Annotated in this window: 19 protein-coding genes; 10 read left to right on the top strand and 9 right to left on the bottom strand. The window is 66.7% G+C overall.

Annotated features, from left to right (window positions below; translation table 11 throughout):
* Nucleotides 1–28: 28 nt before the first annotated feature.
* Entirely contained in the window at nt 29–961 is a 933-nt protein-coding gene (ppk2, locus tag GPA22_RS11910; RefSeq protein WP_169256284.1) for a polyphosphate kinase 2, read from the bottom strand.
* Between the two features lie 221 nt (nt 962–1182).
* Here ppk2 and parA point away from each other — a divergent pair, with 221 nt between their 5' ends.
* A complete protein-coding gene (parA, locus tag GPA22_RS11905) occupies nt 1183–1842 on the top strand; it encodes a ParA family partition ATPase (RefSeq protein ID WP_169256283.1) in 660 nt (219 codons plus the stop codon).
* A 2-nt stretch (nt 1843–1844) separates the two neighbouring features.
* Complete coding sequence (locus GPA22_RS11900) at nt 1845–2531, top strand: hypothetical protein (protein ID WP_169256282.1); 687 nt, start codon at nt 1845–1847, stop codon at nt 2529–2531.
* 44 nt (nt 2532–2575) lie between these two features.
* Here GPA22_RS11900 and dksA read toward each other — a convergent pair whose 3' ends face one another.
* On the bottom strand, nt 2576–3010 hold the full coding sequence (gene dksA / locus GPA22_RS11895) for an RNA polymerase-binding protein DksA (protein ID WP_169256281.1): 435 nt from the start codon (nt 3008–3010) through the stop codon (nt 2576–2578).
* Between the two features lie 288 nt (nt 3011–3298).
* On the opposite strand from dksA, the gene GPA22_RS11890 reads away from it, so the two are divergent.
* Together GPA22_RS11890 and GPA22_RS11885 are read left to right on the top strand one after the other, a co-directional pair.
* Nucleotides 3299–3526: a hypothetical protein gene (locus tag GPA22_RS11890; protein ID WP_169256280.1), complete on the top strand. Its 228-nt coding sequence runs from the start codon at nt 3299–3301 to the stop codon at nt 3524–3526.
* 120 nt (nt 3527–3646) lie between these two features.
* Nucleotides 3647–4174 carry a CYTH domain-containing protein gene (locus GPA22_RS11885; protein WP_169256279.1) on the top strand — a complete coding sequence of 176 codons (528 nt, stop codon included), beginning with the start codon at nt 3647–3649 and terminating at the stop codon, nt 4172–4174.
* 44 nt (nt 4175–4218) lie between these two features.
* On the opposite strand, the gene GPA22_RS11880 is transcribed toward GPA22_RS11885, so the two are convergent.
* The 4 genes from GPA22_RS11880 to GPA22_RS11865 all read right to left on the bottom strand — a co-directional run bounded on the left by GPA22_RS11880 (nt 4219) and on the right by GPA22_RS11865 (nt 8353).
* Nucleotides 4219–5268: a patatin-like phospholipase family protein gene (locus tag GPA22_RS11880; RefSeq protein WP_169256278.1), complete on the bottom strand. Its 1050-nt coding sequence runs from the start codon at nt 5266–5268 to the stop codon at nt 4219–4221.
* Nucleotides 5269–5343: 75 nt separating this feature from the next.
* Nucleotides 5344–6702, bottom strand: coding sequence for a chromate efflux transporter (chrA, locus tag GPA22_RS11875; RefSeq protein WP_169256277.1), 1359 nt, complete (start codon nt 6700–6702; stop codon nt 5344–5346).
* 187 nt (nt 6703–6889) lie between these two features.
* The gene (locus GPA22_RS11870) at nt 6890–7717 is read right to left on the bottom strand and encodes an EAL domain-containing protein (RefSeq protein WP_169256276.1); all 828 of its coding nucleotides are present in this window, start codon (nt 7715–7717) and stop codon (nt 6890–6892) included.
* A gap of 240 nt (nt 7718–7957) precedes the next feature.
* Nucleotides 7958–8353 (bottom strand): CopK family periplasmic copper-binding protein, encoded by a 396-nt coding sequence (locus GPA22_RS11865; RefSeq protein WP_246264285.1) that lies wholly within the window; start codon nt 8351–8353, stop codon nt 7958–7960.
* A gap of 288 nt (nt 8354–8641) precedes the next feature.
* Between GPA22_RS11865 and GPA22_RS11860 the strand changes: the two genes are divergently transcribed.
* From GPA22_RS11860 to GPA22_RS11840, 5 genes are read left to right on the top strand one after another with little or no spacing between them, the layout of a single operon-like run.
* Nucleotides 8642–8893, top strand: a complete 252-nt coding sequence (locus GPA22_RS11860) for a DUF2933 domain-containing protein (RefSeq protein WP_169256275.1) — start codon at nt 8642–8644, stop codon at nt 8891–8893.
* The gene (locus tag GPA22_RS11855) at nt 8890–9582 is read left to right on the top strand and encodes a methyltransferase family protein (RefSeq protein WP_169256274.1); all 693 of its coding nucleotides are present in this window, start codon (nt 8890–8892) and stop codon (nt 9580–9582) included. The genes GPA22_RS11860 and GPA22_RS11855 overlap by 4 nt, the downstream gene beginning before the upstream one ends.
* Nucleotides 9579–10088 carry a hypothetical protein gene (locus GPA22_RS11850; RefSeq protein ID WP_169256273.1) on the top strand — a complete coding sequence of 170 codons (510 nt, stop codon included), beginning with the start codon at nt 9579–9581 and terminating at the stop codon, nt 10086–10088. The genes GPA22_RS11855 and GPA22_RS11850 overlap by 4 nt, the downstream gene beginning before the upstream one ends.
* Nucleotides 10089–10122: 34 nt before the next feature.
* Nucleotides 10123–10281 (top strand): hypothetical protein, encoded by a 159-nt coding sequence (locus tag GPA22_RS11845; RefSeq protein WP_169256272.1) that lies wholly within the window; start codon nt 10123–10125, stop codon nt 10279–10281.
* A complete protein-coding gene (locus tag GPA22_RS11840; RefSeq protein WP_246264283.1) occupies nt 10274–12709 on the top strand; it encodes a heavy metal translocating P-type ATPase in 2436 nt (811 codons plus the stop codon). Before GPA22_RS11845 ends, GPA22_RS11840 begins: the two co-directional genes overlap by 8 nt.
* A gap of 39 nt (nt 12710–12748) precedes the next feature.
* Here GPA22_RS11840 and GPA22_RS11835 read toward each other — a convergent pair whose 3' ends face one another.
* Together GPA22_RS11835 and GPA22_RS11830 are read right to left on the bottom strand one after the other, a co-directional pair.
* Nucleotides 12749–13393, bottom strand: a complete 645-nt coding sequence (locus GPA22_RS11835; protein ID WP_169256313.1) for a pseudouridine synthase — start codon at nt 13391–13393, stop codon at nt 12749–12751.
* A gap of 76 nt (nt 13394–13469) precedes the next feature.
* On the bottom strand, nt 13470–14369 hold the full coding sequence (locus tag GPA22_RS11830) for a LysR substrate-binding domain-containing protein (protein ID WP_169256271.1): 900 nt from the start codon (nt 14367–14369) through the stop codon (nt 13470–13472).
* A 210-nt stretch (nt 14370–14579) separates the two neighbouring features.
* On the opposite strand from GPA22_RS11830, the gene GPA22_RS11825 reads away from it, so the two are divergent.
* Nucleotides 14580–15737, top strand: coding sequence for an MFS transporter (locus tag GPA22_RS11825; RefSeq protein ID WP_169256312.1), 1158 nt, complete (start codon nt 14580–14582; stop codon nt 15735–15737).
* Nucleotides 15738–15761: 24 nt separating this feature from the next.
* Here GPA22_RS11825 and GPA22_RS11820 read toward each other — a convergent pair whose 3' ends face one another.
* Entirely contained in the window at nt 15762–16937 is a 1176-nt protein-coding gene (locus GPA22_RS11820; protein WP_246264281.1) for an HPP family protein, read from the bottom strand.
* Nucleotides 16938–17010 lie beyond the last annotated feature (73 nt).

Below are 17010 nucleotides of genomic sequence, written 5' to 3'. Positions count from 1 at the left end.
CCGGCGGACGGGCCGCCCCGCCGAACGCTCAGTAAACCGACGGCACGTACATCGCTTCCGGGATCGGCTCCCGGATATAGTCCGGGTGATGCACCCGCTGCGGCATCGCAACCGGCTCGCGCTGCACTTCGTGGTAAGGAATCTGGCTCAACAGGTGGTGAATGCAGTTGAGCCTCGCCTTCTTCTTGTCCACGGCCTCGACGATCCACCACGGCGCCTCGGGGATGTGGCTGCGCTCCAGCATCTCCTCCTTGGCCTTCGTGTAGTCTTCCCAGCGCCGGCGCGACTCCATGTCCATCGGCGAGAGCTTCCACTGCTTGAGCGGGTCGCGGATGCGCATCTGGAAGCGCGCGTACTGCTCCTCGTCGGTGATCGAAAACCAGTACTTGATGAGTACGATGCCGGAGCGGACGAGCATCTTTTCGAACTCGGGCACCGTACGGAAGAACTCCTCGTACTCATCGGCCGTACAGAAGCCCATCACCCTCTCGACGCCCGCACGGTTGTACCAGCTGCGGTCGAAGAGCACGATCTCCCCGCCCGCGGGCAGATGGCTGACGTAACGCTGGAAGTACCACTGGCTGCGCTCCCGGTCATTCGGCGCCGGCAGCGCGGCAACACGACATACGCGCGGATTGAGGCGCTGCGTGATGCGCTTGATCACGCCGCCCTTGCCGGCAGCGTCGCGCCCCTCGAACAGCACGACGACCTTCAGCTGATTGTGCACCACCCAGTCCTGCAGCTTGACGAGCTCACCCTGCAGCCGGAACAGCTCCTTGAAATAGAAGCGCCGCTCCTTCGTGAGGCTCTCCAACTCCGGACGCATCGGCATGTCGCCCAGCAGCTCGTCCATCCGGTGATCGTCGATCTCCATCTCCAGTTCCTCATCGAAACTGTCGAGAAGGTCGGCATACATCCGGGTGTCGTAATCCCTTTGATCCGGGGCCTTCGGTTTCTCCATGAGCACTCCTGCGGTTATCTGGTGTGCGGACGCGGCACAATCGCCATGACTGCATCGACACCCGCCCGCTGAGATCCGGGTCCCGGAAAGCAGTTCCACCCGAGTGGCGAGAGGTCGAGTGTACAGCCGCAGCAGGTCCCGCACCGAGGGCAAAATGGCTACTTGCATGCTATTGAAATGCGCACGATAATAAATTATTACCGTAATAACATGCGCACACCATGAACGGAAGCAAGGCCATTGCACTGCTCTCACAAAAGGGGGGCTCCGGCAAGACGACCGTGACGATGCAACTGGCCGCCGCCCTGGTGCTGCGTGGCTACCGGGTCGCCGTGGCAGATCTCGACCCGCAGGAGAGCGCAACGCGCTGGGCAGAGTCGGCCCCGGCCGATGCCCCCTTTCCGGCACGCATGCTGCGCCCCCTGGGCGACACCGAAGAGATCCGGCAGACCCTCTGGACCGCGACGCGCGAGGTGGATTTCATATTGTTCGACTGCCCGCCATCGATCGAACATCCGCACATGGTCAGTGCGCTCGAACTGTGCGACTTCGCGATCGTTCCGGTCGTCCCGAGCCCGACCGACCTCTGGTCAACCCGCGCGATCGAGAAGGTGATCCTCAAACGGATCAGGTCGGGCCGGCTTCAGCGAGCCGCCCTGTTGCCGAATCGCGTCATGCGCACCGCCCTCGCCGCGGACGTCCTTGAAGTCATGCGCGACTTCTCGTTGCCGGTGCTCGACGCTGCACTCTCCCAGCGCAGCGCCTACGCACAAAGCGCCGTCATGGGAGCGTCCGTGTACGAGTTGGGACGAACCGCCGCACCGGCCCAGGAAGAAGTCGACCGACTCGTTTCAGTCGTTCTCGAACAACTAGGAGAGTAAGCATGAGCACGAACACCAAGACCCGGTCCGCCTTGCGCGAGGCACTGAAGCACGAAGACGCCGCCCTCGCGGACCGCATTCCGGATGCCACCCCGGCAGCCGCCGCCGCACCCGTAGCGGAGGAAAAGCCGGCGACCGCCACGCCTCCGGCAGCCGCTGCAGTCGACGCCGGCGTCGCGACGATCGCCAAGGTCGATACGCCCGCGAAAGCCAGGGCCAAGGCACCCGCCAAGCCCGCCGCCAAGGCAAGCACCAAGACCGCCGAAAAGCCGAGCGCGAAAACTTCCGCCAAGGCCGCCACGCCCAAGCCCGCGGTCGCCGCACCGGCAAGCGTGGAAGCGAAAGCGGCTCCCAGCCGGAAATCGCCACAAAAGGCCGTGACCGCTGCCGCCGAGGCGAAAGCCGAACCCGCGAAGAAGGCACATGTGAAGCGCGAGCCCGAGGACATGGAACACGCGAAGAAGCCGAAGAGCGAAAAGGTGGTACGGGATTCCTTCTCGATGCCGGCAAACGAACACGCGGGCATCAAGTCCCTGCGGATCGCGCTGGGCAAGGCCGGCCGGCTTGCGAGCAAATCGGAAGTGCTGCGCGCAGGCCTCAAGGTGCTGGGCGAGCGCAGCATCGCCGACGTGCTGGTGGTCCTCGACGGGCTCCCCGTCGCAGCCAAGGGCAAGCGCAAGAAGCACTGACACCTCATGCGCGTTTCGCCGGGGCTGCCCTGCCCCGGCAAGCCTCAGCTGTCGAAACGCCGGCGCAATTCGCGCCGTTCCTGCGCTTCCAGAGTGAGCGTTGCCGTCGGGCGCACGATCAGGCGGCGAACGCCGATCGGCTCGTCCGTTTCCTCGCACCAGCCGTAACTGCCATTCTCGATTCGCGCCAGCGCCTTGTTGATCCGGTGCAAGTGCTTGCGCTCGCGGTCACGCACGCGCAGCTCGAGCATGTGGTCTTCCTCCAGCGTCGCGCGATCCATCGGATCGGCGGGGGCATCGATCTGCTGCTGCAGATTGATTGCCGTTTCTCTCGCCGCGTCCAGCAGGGTTTCACGCTCGTGCAGCAGGCGTGCTCGAAAGAACGCGAGCTGCCTGGGGTCCATGTAATTTTCATCCGGCGCGCCGAGTATCTCCGCCTCGGTCGGCATCTGCTCATCAGGGATCGGGCTGGCAATCATGGCTCTGACTGTGTGATGCGAAAGGGAAAATGATCGAAAGCCGGGCGAGCGTATTCACCTTATGTTTCAGCAAGATAAAGGCACCGCCGGATTGTCGGCCGCGAGGCGGCGACGGATATCCGCCGTTTTACCGCCATCTGCGCGACCTGCCCTCTCATGTTGTTTGCAAGCCATCAAACAACCTGCACTTGTAGCATTGCCGTAACTATAAATTCATCCTGCGGAGCCGCCGCACGCCTAGACTCAGTGTCGAAGCTGTCATGGTTTTTCATGTGCAAGGAGGTCCAAATGACTACGGACAATGCTTCTCCGGACTACCTCGAAAAAGCACGATCGCTGCCCGCGGAGGAATCTGCCCGGCTACTGCAACGATTCGGGGTCTATTGCTCCAAAAATTTCCGCTTGAGAAGCCTGGCGACAACGGAAAAGATGGCCCATCTGTTGTGCAAGGCGGATGAGGACCTGGCCGCATGGCGCACCAACCTCGCTGCCCTGCGGCAGCATGACGGGCTGTGAGTGTCCTCGCTCGATCAGCCCTTTTCGTGGGCATAGATCCCCAATTCAGCATGCTGCATCGCAACAAACAACCGCATTTTCTGTGCTAAAGTTCGATTTTGCTGCAAGCGGAGTTCCCCTATGGGTCGCGAAATCGAGCGCAGGTTTCTGGTTTGTGATTCGCGATTCCTGGACGGCCGTACCGGCGAGCGCATCGTGCAGGGCTACGTCGCAAAGGAATCCGGGGCGATGACCACCCGGGTGCGGATCCGCGCCGATCGCGCCTTTCTCACGCTCAAGGGGCCGCGCCAGGGGCTCGGGCGCGACGAGTTCGAATACCCCATCCCCATCGCCGACGCGTGGCGCATCCTGTTCGACTATTGCGGCGATCGGATCGTCGAAAAGACGCGCTACAACGTCGCCTACGCCGACCATCTCTTCGAAGTGGACGTCTTCGCCGGCCGTAACGCGGGGCTCATCATCGCCGAAGTCGAGTTGGGGCACGAAGCGCAGTCGCTGATCCTGCCGCCCTGGGTGGGTGAGGAAGTCACCCTGAACAAGCGCTTCGGAAATTTCTCCCTCGCGCTGTTCGAAGGCCCCACCCTCCCGGAGGACAGGCGCCGCCTCGAAGGACCTGCTCCGGGTCAGCGTCTCCAGGCAATGCATTAAAGCGCCCAGGAAGCGCGGCCCGCGCCGCGCAGGCCACACGCCCCTCAGGCAAACACCTCGCCGAGGTTGACCGTCCCCTGCTTCCCGACCTGCGGCCGCTTCGTGCGAATCCAGCGCGCGGCGCGGGCGCGGCCGAGGTCGCGCAGTTCGTGCAGGAAGGCGCGGGCAGCATTGAGCTTGCTGCCGCTCCCGGTTTCGGCAAGTTCCTGCGCCTCGATCATGTGGAAGCGCAAGGCCATCAGCTTGCGTTCGAGCCGCCCGTGCGACACCCAGTTGCTGCCCGCTTCGAGGTAGGCCCGGGCGTGCGCGATCATCCGCATCTCGCGCAGGAAGGTCGCGGAGAAGCCCAGCTCCACCGTGCGGTCGGCAATCTCCGCGGCGCTTCGCGGCGCGGTGGAGATCTGCAGGGGATTGAGCAGCACGAGCAGAATGTCCGGCGTGTCGCACTCGTACATCAGCGGGTAGACCGCCGGATTCGCGCTGAAGCCGCCGTCCCAGTAGGCCTCGCCGCCAATCTCTACCGCATGATGCATCGTCGGCAGGCATGCCGAAGCGAGCAGCATGTCCTCGGTCAGCTCCGCCGTACGGAAAAGGCGCACCTTCCCCGACTGCGCGCGCGTTGCGGCAATGAAGAGCTTCAGTCGACACTTCTTGCGCAGGTACTCGAAATCGAACTGCGTGCGGACCACATCGCGCAGCGGATTCAGTTCCAGCGGATTGAACTGGTAGGGCGACAGCAGCCGCGTCATCCCCAGCATCACGCCTAGGGGATTGGGCAAGGCGCCGTTTCCTGCCGGATTCAGGCTGTGCAGCAGGTCCAGTTCCAGCGGGGAACTGCCCGCAATGGCCTCCCAGAAGTTCGACAGGCTCTCGCGCGCGCCCTCGCCTCCGCCCCGCGTCCAGCCCTGCGCGAGCGCAACGGCGTTCATCGCACCGGCGCTGGTTCCGCTGATGCCTTCCAGCTTCCAGCCTTCCTCGAGCAGACGATCCAGCACGCCCCAGGTGTAGGCGCCATGTGCCCCACCGCCCTGCAGCGCGAGGTTGATCGCTGGCAGTTCGCCGTTCTTCGTCGTCCACCATCGTTTCCGAAGCATGTTCGACTCCCTTCCCGCCGTCGGGAATTTCTTTGCTGCAATGCAGCATACCGCGAAAATACGGACGGGAATGTTTCAGAAGTTCAGCAGGACGAATCCGACGGCCGCGCACGCGGCGATCACGTGGATCACGTTCGCCTTGAAGCGGAACAGCGCGACCGCCGCACCAAGCGCGATGAGGGCCGAGATCAGGTCGAATCCGCCGCCAAACCCTTTCGGCCACAGCACGTGATAGCCGAAGAACAGCGCCAGGTTGAGCACCACGCCGACCACGGCCGCCGTGATCGCGGTGAGCGGCGCGGTGAATTTCAGGTCGTTGTGCGTCGTCTCCACCAGCGGCCCGCCGAGCAGGATAAAGATGAAGGACGGCAGGAAGGTGAACCACGTCACCACCGTAGCCGCCACGGCGCCGGCGAGAAACAGGCTGTCGGGCCCGAACACGGCCTTCACGTAGCCGCCGACGAAGCCGACGAACGCGACCACCATGATGAGCGGCCCCGGCGTCGTCTCCCCCAGCGCCAGGCCGTCGATCATCTGCGTCGGCGTGACCCAGCCGTAATGCCCGGATGCGCCCTGAAAGACGTACGGCAACACCGCGTAGGCACCGCCGAAGGTGAACAGCGCTGCCTTGGTGAAGAACCACCCCATCTGCGTCAGCGCATGCTGCCATCCCCAGATCGCCGTCAGCAGGCCCATCGGCACCAGCCACAGCAATCCGCCCGCGACGATCACGCGGGCGACGCGCGACCACGCGAAGCGCGCGTGCTCGGGGGTGGGCGTATCGTCGTCGATCAGCGCCGGACCGAAGGACTTGTCGGCCTTGCCATGGGCGCCGCCCGCGCTGAAATGCCCCGGACTCAGGCGCCCGCCGACCACGCCGACCAGCGCCGCACCGACGACAATCGCCGGAAACGGCAGATCGAATCCGGCGATCGCGACGAAGGATGCCGCCGCGATCGCCCACAGCACGTTGTTCTTCAGCGCGCGCGATCCGATGCGATGCGCCGCCTGCACGACGATGGCCGTCACGGCCGGCTTGATGCCGTAGAAGAGCCCGGAAACCAGCCGGGTCTCGCCGAACGCCACGTACATCCATGACAGCCCGATCAGGATGAACAGCGACGGGAGCACGAACAGTGCACCGGCGATGATGCCGCCACGCGTCCGGTGCATCAGCCAGCCGATATAGGTGGCGAGCTGCTGTGCCTCGGGTCCGGGCAGGACCATGCAGTAGTTCAGCGCATGCAGGAAGCGCCGCTCGGAAATCCATCGGCGGCGTTCGACCAGTTCCTGATGCATGATCGCGATCTGTCCCGCCGGGCCGCCGAAGCTGATGAAACCGAGCTTCAGCCAGAAAAGGAAGGCTTCCCGGACCCCGACCGGTGCAGGTGGCGGCTTCGTGGGAGCGTCCGTCGTCGGTGCGGGATCATGCATGCTTGCGGCGCTGCCTTCCGGAACGTGGCCGAGCTGAGGTCGAACACCGCCGAGCCCCTCCCGGACGCGCGTTCGTCATCGGCCATCAGGTCGATCGAGCGTATAAGTATGCATGTCCCGCGTTTCGTTTTCACATCTCCGCCGCCGAACGCGGATGCGACGCCGGGAATTCGGCCAGGCGGATCGCTCAACCGGCCCCCGCGACGCATAGCCCCGGCCGCATCGCCGGGCGCGCGACCGGCGCACCGTAGGCGTGCCCCTGGGCAAGCGCGCCCGACGGCCAGGCGACTGCAGGCTTCTCCTCGACCCGCGTCACGATCACCCGTGCGGATCCCGCCCGGGTCCGCAGGCGTTCGAGCGCAGCCGGACCGTCATCCTCCGCGGCCAGCACGGAAGCGCCGATCTTGATGAAATCGGTCGGCACGCTGCCCGACAACGCCTGCCATTGCGCCACCGATTCGATATTGACCGCCACGCGGAAGCCGTTGTGGCGATAGTTGCGCAGGACGAAGCTCAACAGGTCGGCCTGCCGGCTCGCAACCACCGGCGCCTCGATGACGATGCGTTCGGGTGCGAAACCGAGCGCGTCGACCACCTTGCGGAAAGCCGCACCATGGTCGCCCGCGACCGCCGCCAGCAGGCGGCCATGCACGTTCAGGAACAGCAGGCCGTCGTCGCCCGCGGACGCGATGAAATTCAGCGCATGCACGGTCCGCGCAAGCCGGTCCAGCGCAACGAGGCGATCGTCGTCCGCGTTCGCGGAAAACAGCACCCAGGGCGACAGGTCCCGCTGGCCGCTGCCCAGGCAGCGCAGGAGGGCCTCGTGGCCCACCACCCCGCCGGAGGACGGCTCGACGATGGGCTGGAACACGCTCGACAGCTCGCAGCCGAACCAGTCCCCGACCACGCTGCCATCGGCAAGGCGGGGCAACTGCCGTCCCGCTTGCCGTTCGAGCGGCAGGCGGCAAAGGAAGTCGCGTACGCGATCGGCGATCGGCGAAACCGGACTGGTCATGGTGAGCTCCTGCGTGGGATTGGCGGTGAACGCGACGCGCCGCGCATGACTTGCAAGCACGTCGTTTCGGCTCAAATGTACGGGGGCGGATCACGGAAGCGAACGATGAAATTCTGCAGAGCTTATGCATGGCCGCTGGCGGCACGATCACCGTGAAATGCAATGAGGGAACGGCGTGGCCGCCGTTCCCGGGAGCGCGGGGCGGCGGTCACAAGCGCGGCCGCCTCCAAGAAATACCGATTAACGCCCGCGGAAATTCGACGGCAGCAGACTGTCGAGGCGCCACACCTCGTTGCCTTGCATCGCAATCGTCTGGCCATCGGCGGTCACCATCCTGTGCCCCTGCTCCATCGAATAGGCGCGGCCGTACTTGTCCTCCATGGCCATTTTGCCGTCCTTGAAGACGTGCAGGGTCGAACCATCCTTCAGGTCGTAGGATTTCTCGAGTGCAGTCGAGCCGTAGTTGTCCCGCAGGACCTCACGCGCCGCAGGAGTCGCCGGCGCGGCGGGCGTCGCCTGGACGTCGTCGAGCCAATGCGACGATCCCGCCTCCGAGTAATCCGTATGCGCCGATGCCGCGAACGAGCCGGCAAGCAGCATGGATGCGAAAACGATGCGGATCGATGTGGCTTTCATGATGTTTCTCCTTGCAGTGACTGGATCAGGCGCCCTGCAGCGGGCAACCTTGATCGAATGCTAGGAGACCACTCCCGACGGGAGCATGACCCTGAAATTACTTTTTATTAAGCGCAATGTCATTTTGCGGACATCTCTCTGCACACGCTCCACGAAAGCAGCACTCCGTCGAATCGCACACGTTGCGCGCAATTCGCGCCCGAAACTGACAGGAATGTAATGTTCGCGTCAGGGCGACGTCGCCCTCGGAGGTCTATGATGAATTCATCGGAACTTCGGATTGACGCCATGAGCCCGAAACAGCTTCCCGTGTCCAGCGCCTCCGGCGAGGCAAGGCAGACGCGGCGCATCCGCTGGGTGTTCGGCGCCTTCGTCGCCATTGCCGCAGTCCTGCTCGCCCTCGAACACCGCGCGCATCTGCTGGGCATCCTCCCCTGGCTGTTCCTGCTGGCCTGTCCGCTGATGCACCTGTTCATGCATCACGGCCACGGCAGCCATGGCGCTCACCACGACCGCCCGAAGGACGGAGGTGCGCAATGACCGAATCGAGCCCCGCTTACGGCCTCTGGTCGCTGGTCGCCATCAACTCGGCGGTGTTCATCGTGTTCGCCGCGAGCTTCTTCAAGCCGCGCTCGTCGCGCGACTGGCGCACGCTCGGCATGTTCTCGGCGTTCATCGTCGCGCTGTTCGCCGAAATGTACGGCTTTCCGCTGACCATCTACCTCCTGTCGGGCTGGCTCGCGACGCGCTTTCCCGGTGTCGACTTCCTCGCCCACGATGCCGGCCACCTGCTCGAAGTGATGTTCGGCTGGCGCGCCAATCCGCATTTCGGACCGTTCCACATCGTTTCCAACATCCTGATTGCAGGCGGGTTCTGGCTGCTGGCCTCGGCCTGGAAGGTGCTCTACGCGGCGCAGGCGGCCGGCACGCTCGCCACCACCGGGCCCTACGCACACCTGCGCCACCCCCAGTACGCGGCTTTCGTCGTGATCATGGCCGGCTTTCTGCTGCAGTGGCCGACGGTCATCACGCTCGCGATGTTCCCCGTCCTCGTCGTCGCCTACGTCCGTCTCGCCCGAGACGAGGAGCGCACGGCGGCTGCGACCTTCGGCTCCGAATGGCAACAGTACGCACAACAGACCCCGGCCTTCTTCCCACTTCGGACAAGGCATCACCCCGACCCGATCGCCGACGGCCGCGGCGACCACTCATCAGGAGAACGCTCATGAAACCGATGCTGATCACCGCCCTCGCAATGTCGCTCGCCGCCGTATCGCCGGCCTGGGCCGACGACGCTCACCACCCCGACCAGGCCCCCGCCGCGACGGCACCGGCCGCGGCCACGCCCGCTCCGGCACCTGAAAAGACGATCCAGCGCATGCGCGACAACACCGCCACCATGCAGTCGCAGCTCGACGCCCTGGCGGCGGCGAAAACCCCCGATGAACGACAGAAGCTGCTCATGGACCACATGCAGACGATGCGCGAAAACATGATGCTGGGACAGCAGATCGCCGCCGGCGACGGCTCGTCGATGGGCTGTCACATGATGGGCGGCAAGGGAATGATGGGAGGCGGCATGGGCATGATGGGCGGGATGATGGGCGGAGATGCATCCGGCGCCTCGCCCGACGCCATGACCCAGCGCATGCAGCAGATGGAACGGCGCATGGACATGATGCAGATGATGATGGAGCGGACGGCGGCCCCCGCACGCAAGGCCCCCGCGAAGTGATCGATCGCCCACGTGCGGAACGAGGAAAAGCGCCATGCTCGAATCCGTGAAAGCCCTGCTGCGGCGCCTGCGCGCGTGGATGGCGGAGAACGAGCGCGCCCACCGCGCCGCGAAGCCGTACGGCTGCTGCAGTTCGCCGTCGTCCATCTACGCCGCGCGTCGCCCGCGCGACAAGGAACACAGCCATGACTGAACCACGCGCCATGCACGCACACGCCCATCACGAACATGAACATCACGGCGAGGAACATCACGGGCACGCGGCGCACACCGACCACCCTCACCATGCCCACGCCGGTTCCGCCGCGACACCGGATTCCGCCGCGCTGACGGACCCGGTCTGCGGCATGAGCGTGAAGCCCGACTCGCCCCACCACACCTCCTTCGAGGGCCGCGACTATCGCTTCTGCAGCGCGAAATGCCTCGACAAGTTCCGCGCCGACCCCGTGCGCTATGTGCAGCCCTCACAGGCCTCACAGCCCGCGACCACCGGTGTGGAGGCCGCGCCGGGCACCGAATACACCTGCCCGATGCACCCGGAGGTCCGCCAGACCGGCCCCGGCACCTGTCCGAAATGCGGCATGGCGCTGGAGCCGGTGATTCCCGAGCTAGAGGAAGGCGAGAACCCGGAGCTGGCCGATTTCCGCCACCGCTTCTGGTGGCCGTTACCCGCGACCGTGCTCGTCACCGTGATCGCGATGTCCGGCGGCGTCCTGGATCCGCTGCTCGGCGGCGCCCGCCCGTGGATCGAGCTGCTCCTCGCGACGCCCGTCGTCCTCTGGGGCGGATGGCCATTCTTCGTGCGCTGGGCGCAGTCGATCGCCAACCGCAGCCCGAACATGTGGACGCTGATCGGCACCGGCGTGGGCGCGGCCTACGGCTACAGCGTGGTGGCCACCCTCGCGCCGGGCGTCTTCCCCGAGTCCTTCCGCATGGGCGGACACGTCGCCGTGTATTTCGAGGCCGCGGCGGTGATCGTGTCGCTGACCTTGCTCGGGCAGGTGCTGGAACTGCGCGCGCGTTCCGAGACAGGCGCCGCGATCAAGGCCCTGCTCGGCCTCGCGCCGAAGACGGCACGGCGCCTCAACGCGGACGGCAGCGAGGAAGACATCCCGCTGACTCACGTCCATCCCGGCGATCGCCTGCGCGTGCGCCCGGGCGAGAAGGTGCCGGTGGACGGCGTCGTGCTCGAAGGCGCCAGCGCGGTGGACGAGTCGATGCTCACCGGCGAGCCGATGCCGGTATCGAAGGCGACAGGCGACAAGGTGATCGGCGCGACGCTCAACACCAGCGGCGCGCTCGTGATGCAGGCGGAGAAGATCGGCTCGCAGACCGTGCTCGCGCAGATCGTGCAGATGGTCGCGCAGGCGCAGCGCTCGCGTGCGCCGATGCAGCGCATGGCCGACCGCGTCGCCGGCTGGTTCGTCGTCGTGGTCGTCGCGATCGCGCTCCTGACCTTCCTCGGCTGGGGCCTCTTCGGGCCCGCGCCCTCGTGGGCCTACGGGCTGATCAACGCGGTCGCGGTGCTGATCATCGCCTGCCCGTGCGCGCTGGGACTCGCGACGCCGATGTCGGTGATGGTCGCGACCGGCAACGCCGCGACGCAGGGCGTGCTGTTCCGCGACGCCGCGGCGATCGAGAACCTGCGCCGCGTCGACACCCTGATCGTCGACAAGACCGGCACGCTCACCGAAGGCAGGCCCGCATTCCACTCGACGGTCGCGGCGCCCGGCCGGGAGGCGGACGAGGTACTGCGCCTCGCCGCGAGCCTCGACCAGGGCAGCGAACACCCGCTCGCCCACGCGATCGTCGGCGAGGCGCGACGCCGCAATCTGGCGCTGTCGAAACCCGACGACTTCGAATCGTCCTCGGGCATCGGCGTGCGCGGCACGGTCGACGGCCGCCGGTTGGTGCTCGGCAACACCGCGCTGATGGACGAGGAAGGCATCGCGTGGCACGCCCTTGCGGCGCAGGCCGAAGCCCTGCGCACCGAAGGGGCGAGCGTGATGATGCTCGCCGCCGACGGCATCGCCGTGGGGCTGGTCGCCGTCGCCGACCCGGTGAAGACCACGACGCCCGAGGCGCTCGCGGAACTGCGCGCACACGGTATCGACCGCATCATCATGGCGACCGGCGACGGACTGACGACCGCGCGCGCCGTCGGCAAGCGCCTGGACATTGCGGAGGTGCTGGGCGAGGTCAAGCCGAAGGACAAGGACGATCTGGTCGCGAAACTGCAGCGCGAAGGCCGCGTCGTCGCGATGGCCGGCGACGGCATCAACGACGCGCCGGCGCTCGCACGCGCCGACGTCGGCATCGCGATGGGCACCGGCACCGACGTCGCGATGTCGAGCGCACAGCTCACGCTGGTGAAGGGCGACCTGCGCGGCATCGCCGCCGCACGGCGCATCTCCGTCGAAACGGTGCGCAACATGCACCAGAACCTCACCTTCGCGTTCGCCTACAACGCGCTCGGCGTGCCCCTCGCGGCCGGCCTGCTGTATCCGTTCACCGGCCTGCTCCTTTCGCCGCTGGTGGCCGCACTGGCGATGAGCGCGAGTTCGGTGTCGGTGGTCACGAACGCGTTGCGGCTGCGCCGCGCGGCCGGCGCGGCGAACTGAGCCGCGGCGCCGGGAGTTCGTCGACTCCGGCGCAGCCGCTCAGAACGGGACGGCGCTCTCGAACGTCAGCGGAACGCGCCGCTCCGGATGGATGAAGGCGATCGCCGCGGCGTGCAGGTGCAGGCGCGCGTGGCGCTGCGCGCTGTGCGGCGGCGCGTAAAGGACGTCGCCAAGAATCGGGTGGCCGAGCGACATCAGATGCACCCGCAGCTGATGGGTGCGCCCCGTCACCGGCTCCAGCTCGACCCGCGACATCGCGGCATCGTCCTCGCCGCTGCGTGCGACGACGCGATACCGCGTCAGTGCACGCCTCCCGTGCTCATGGTCGACCCTTTGTCGCGGGTTGTTGTCCGGATCGGCGGCCAGCGGCAGGTCGATTTCGCCGCGGTCATCCGCGACCAGTCCATGAACCGCGGCGACATAACGTTTGCCGACCGTGCGCTGCGCGAACGCGTGATTCATCCGCCGCAGCATCTCCGGTCCGCGCGCGAGCAGGATCAGGCCCGAGGTCGCCATGTCGAGCCGGTGCACGAGCAGTGCATCGGGATACCGCGCCTGCACCCGCAGTTCGAGGCAATCCTGCCGATCCTCGCCGCGCGCAGGCTGCGACAGGAGGCCGGACGGCTTGTCGGCGACGACGATGGCGTCGTCCGCATAAACGATGGCGGGAGCGAGGTGCGGCACGATTTCAGGCAGGCGGGGCAACAGTCGCCGTCTTTTATCAGGATTCCCCGGCGCCGGCAAACCGGCCGCGGGACATTCACACCGGCGGAACGGCAATCCTGTCCAGCACATCGAGGAAGGTGCCGATTACCGGGCTGGGCGGCCGGTCCGCACGCGCCACGGCGAGCGACAGGTAGGCGTCCTCGTCGCTGATCGCCAGGTAGCGGACGCGCGGCAGTTGTACGCATTCGAGCGGCGCGGGTAACACAGCGACACCGAGCCCCGACGCGACGAGGCCGATCTGCGTCGTCGCTTCGCGCGCCCGCTGCACGATACGGGGCTCGAAGCCTGCACCACGGCACAGATCGCCGACGATCGCCGGAATTCCGGTCCCGACGTCGGGCGGATAGGCGATGAACCCCTCGTCGCGAAACTCCGCGAGCGACACCTCCGTCCGCGCCGCAAGCGGATGCGCGGAATTGACGACGAGGCGCAGCCCGTCCCGCCCGATCTCCCGCGTCACGACGCCCGGGGGCACGACCAGTCCGCGATAGCGCACGAGACCGACATCGATGTCACCGCGCAGCAGCGCCGCAAACTGGTCCCCCGTGAACATCTCGCGCAACTGCAGATCGACCTGCGGAAAGTCGCGACGATAGGTGTAGAGGACGTCGGCCAGCGTCGTCGTGTAGGGCAGCGAGGACGTGAAGCCGACGCGCAACTCGCCGAGCTCGCCCCGCCCCGCACGACGCGCATCTTCGGCAGCAGCCTGCGAGCGCGAAAGGATCTCGCGCGCGTGATCGAGGAAGCGCCTGCCCGCTTCGGTCAGCGCCACGCGCCGCTTGCTGCGCTCGAAGAGCGGCGTGCCGATCTCGTCCTCGAGGTCGCGGATCTGCATCGACAGCGGCGGCTGGCCGATGTGCAGGCGTGCCGCCGCGCGCGTGAAATTGAGCTCCTCGGCAACGGCAAGGAAATAGCGAAGGTGGCGCAGCTCCATTGATCTGTTTTACAGATTTGTTTATCGCATTAAATATATTGGACGTATGCATCGTGCGCAACCTAGCATTCAGTCACGTGCCGCACCGCGGCCAGCGACCGACCGGAGATTCGCCCGACAATGCCCGACCCTGCGCCAGACGCCGCCATCAGGGACTCCTCGCCCCACATCGAGGCCGACACACCCGCCTTCCGTCGCGCCAACCTCGCCATGTTCGTCGGCGGCTTCGCGACCTTCGCGCTCCTCTACGCGCCCCAGCCGATCCTGCCGCGCCTCGTGTCCGATTTCGCCGTCGCGCCCACCACTGCCAGCCTTGCCGTCTCGCTCGGCACCGCCGCCCTCGCGATGATGCTGCTGCCCGCCAGCGTACTGTCCGACCGCTACGGACGCCAGCCCTTGATGAAGACCTCGCTCGCGCTCGCGACGGTCATCGCCTTCGCGACCGCCCTTGCGGCCGACTTCAACCAGTTGCTCGTGCTGCGCATGCTGCTTGGCGCCGTCCTCGCCGGTCTGCCCGCGTCGGCGATGGCCTGGCTGGGCGAGGAAATCTCCCCGCGCGCGCAGGGACGGGCAATGGGCCTCTACATCGCCGGCAACGCGCTGGGCGGCATGAGCGGGCGCTTTCTCGTCGCCTGCATCACCGACTGGAGTTCATGGCGGATCGCCGTCGCAACCCTGGCCGTGCTGGGCCTCGTCGCAACGATCGTGTTCTGGCGCTGCCTGCCGCCCTCGCAGCACTTCCGCGCGCGCGACATCCACCCCGCGCGCATCCTCGCCGACGCCCGCACGCTGTTCGCCGATGCCGGGCTGCGTCGCCTCTTCGCAACCGCCTTCCTGCTGATGGGCGTCTTCACCAGCCTCTACAACTACCTCGGATTCCGCCTGCACGCGGCGCCCTTCGGACTGGGCCAGAGCGCGATCGGCGCCGTCTTCCTGCTCTACTTCGTCGGCACCCTGTCGTCCGCCTGGACGGGACGACTCGTCGACCGCATCGGGCGCCGCGCGGTCCTGTGGACGATGATCCTCGTGAGCAGCACCGGACTCGCAGTCACGACGGTCGACCATCTGCCGGCGATCGTCGCCGGCGTCGCGGTCTTCACCTTCGGCTATTTCGGCGCCCACACGACGGCGAGCGGCTGGGTCGGGCGCCGCGCCGGCGAGCGCCGCGCACTCGCCACCGCGATCTACCTGTGCAGTTACTACCTCGGCGCGAGCGTCATCGGCACGCTCTCCGGTCTGGCGTGGGAATCCCGCGGATGGGCCGGCGTGACCGCCGCACTCGGCGTCTGCATCGCCCTCGCCTTCTCCACCGCATGGCGGCTGCGCAAACTGGTGCCCGCCACGTCGCGGGAAGCGCTCACGGTCTGATCCGGAAGATCGGCGCGCCCCGCGTCAGGCGGACATGCGCACTTGCTCGACCGCCCTGAGCTTCGCAGGTCCGTTGGCCGCCGGCTCCTCCAGCCGCATGCGCGCGAGAGCCGCAATGAGGTCCGACTGGGTCACCATGCCGATCACCCGGTCGCCCACCCCGACGACCGGCACATGATGCAGGCCCGCATCGGAGAACACGCCGACCAGTTCGTCGATCGACTGCTCCGGGCGCGCCGTGACCACCCGCGGCGACATCAGCTCACGCACGGCAACGTCCCCACCGGGATATTCGGCAATACGTGCGCGCGGCGATCCATTGCCCTGAACGAAAAAGTCGTGCAGCGTCACCATGCCCGCCAGCCTGCCGCCGGCAGACACCACCGGCAAGGCCTTGACCCGATGTCGCGCGAGCAGCGCCCATGCCGTCGCAATCGGCGCATCTGCCGAGACCGTGACGACATCGGCCGCCATGATGTCGGCGCACCGGATTTCCCCCATGCGGCGTCGATACGCGCGTGCCTCCGCTGCGACGATGATCTCCTCCAGGTCGTCGTTGCTGACGTCGAGCCACTCTCCCCGAGCCTCAAGAACCGCCTGCAGGTCGTCGGGCGTTACGCCCACCCGCGCACTCGGCAACGGGTCGGCCGTACCGTGGGGATGCGCCTGCTCCACGTGCCGATGCGGATACCGCCGCCCGGCCGCGGCATTGAACGCCAGCGCGATCGCCAGCAGGCACAATGAATCGACCCCCACCGGCCACAACGCAAAGCCATACCCCAGATCCGTCACCGCCGGCCCGCCGAGCACGCTGGTCAGGGCGACCGCGCCCCCGGGCGGATGAAGACAGCGCAACCGGAACATCGCCCCGATCGTGATCGCGACGGCCAGCGCCCCGGCAAGGCCCGGATGCCCGACGAGCTTCGCGCACGTCACCCCCACGAGGGCGGCCAGTACATTGCCGACCATGATCGACCAGGGTTGGGCCAGCGGGCTCGACGGCACGGCAAACAGCAGGACGGCCGATGCGCCCATCGGCGCAATGAACCACGGATTCGCCTGCCCCAACGCAGCCCGGCCGATCCACTCGGTCACCGACAACCCGATCAGCGCCCCCAGCACGCCCGCGATCCGCTCGCGGCGACTCACCGCATGCGGGGCCGGCACAAAGGCGCGCAACCACGACATCAAACCACTCAAATTCCACTCCGCACCGGACCACCGCGATCGCCCGACGGCATCGCCTCGGCCCAGCAAATTCCAGTCATTGTTT

The sequence above is a fragment of the Aromatoleum toluvorans genome, from assembly GCF_012910905.1.
Classification (GTDB): domain Bacteria; phylum Pseudomonadota; class Gammaproteobacteria; order Burkholderiales; family Rhodocyclaceae; genus Aromatoleum; species Aromatoleum toluvorans.
This window is presented reverse-complemented; position numbering and strand designations above follow the sequence as displayed.

Excerpts from the sequence above, each read along its gene's own strand:
- ppk2 (WP_169256284.1), bottom strand. The coding sequence starts at position 961 with ATGGAGAAACCGAAGGCCCCGGATCAAAGGGATTACGACACCCGGATG.
- parA (WP_169256283.1), top strand. The coding sequence starts at position 1,183 with ATGAACGGAAGCAAGGCCATTGCACTGCTCTCACAAAAGGGGGGCTCC.
- GPA22_RS11900 (WP_169256282.1), top strand. The coding sequence starts at position 1,845 with ATGAGCACGAACACCAAGACCCGGTCCGCCTTGCGCGAGGCACTGAAG.
- dksA (WP_169256281.1), bottom strand. The coding sequence starts at position 3,010 with ATGATTGCCAGCCCGATCCCTGATGAGCAGATGCCGACCGAGGCGGAG.
- GPA22_RS11890 (WP_169256280.1), top strand. The coding sequence starts at position 3,299 with ATGACTACGGACAATGCTTCTCCGGACTACCTCGAAAAAGCACGATCG.
- GPA22_RS11885 (WP_169256279.1), top strand. The coding sequence starts at position 3,647 with ATGGGTCGCGAAATCGAGCGCAGGTTTCTGGTTTGTGATTCGCGATTC.
- GPA22_RS11880 (WP_169256278.1), bottom strand. The coding sequence starts at position 5,268 with ATGCTTCGGAAACGATGGTGGACGACGAAGAACGGCGAACTGCCAGCG.
- chrA (WP_169256277.1), bottom strand. The coding sequence starts at position 6,702 with ATGCATGATCCCGCACCGACGACGGACGCTCCCACGAAGCCGCCACCT.
- GPA22_RS11870 (WP_169256276.1), bottom strand. The coding sequence starts at position 7,717 with ATGACCAGTCCGGTTTCGCCGATCGCCGATCGCGTACGCGACTTCCTT.
- GPA22_RS11865 (WP_246264285.1), bottom strand. The coding sequence starts at position 8,353 with ATGAAAGCCACATCGATCCGCATCGTTTTCGCATCCATGCTGCTTGCC.
- GPA22_RS11860 (WP_169256275.1), top strand. The coding sequence starts at position 8,642 with ATGAGCCCGAAACAGCTTCCCGTGTCCAGCGCCTCCGGCGAGGCAAGG.
- GPA22_RS11855 (WP_169256274.1), top strand. The coding sequence starts at position 8,890 with ATGACCGAATCGAGCCCCGCTTACGGCCTCTGGTCGCTGGTCGCCATC.
- GPA22_RS11850 (WP_169256273.1), top strand. The coding sequence starts at position 9,579 with ATGAAACCGATGCTGATCACCGCCCTCGCAATGTCGCTCGCCGCCGTA.
- GPA22_RS11845 (WP_169256272.1), top strand. The coding sequence starts at position 10,123 with ATGCTCGAATCCGTGAAAGCCCTGCTGCGGCGCCTGCGCGCGTGGATG.
- GPA22_RS11840 (WP_246264283.1), top strand. The coding sequence starts at position 10,274 with ATGACTGAACCACGCGCCATGCACGCACACGCCCATCACGAACATGAA.
- GPA22_RS11830 (WP_169256271.1), bottom strand. The coding sequence starts at position 14,369 with ATGGAGCTGCGCCACCTTCGCTATTTCCTTGCCGTTGCCGAGGAGCTC.
- GPA22_RS11825 (WP_169256312.1), top strand. The coding sequence starts at position 14,580 with ATGTTCGTCGGCGGCTTCGCGACCTTCGCGCTCCTCTACGCGCCCCAG.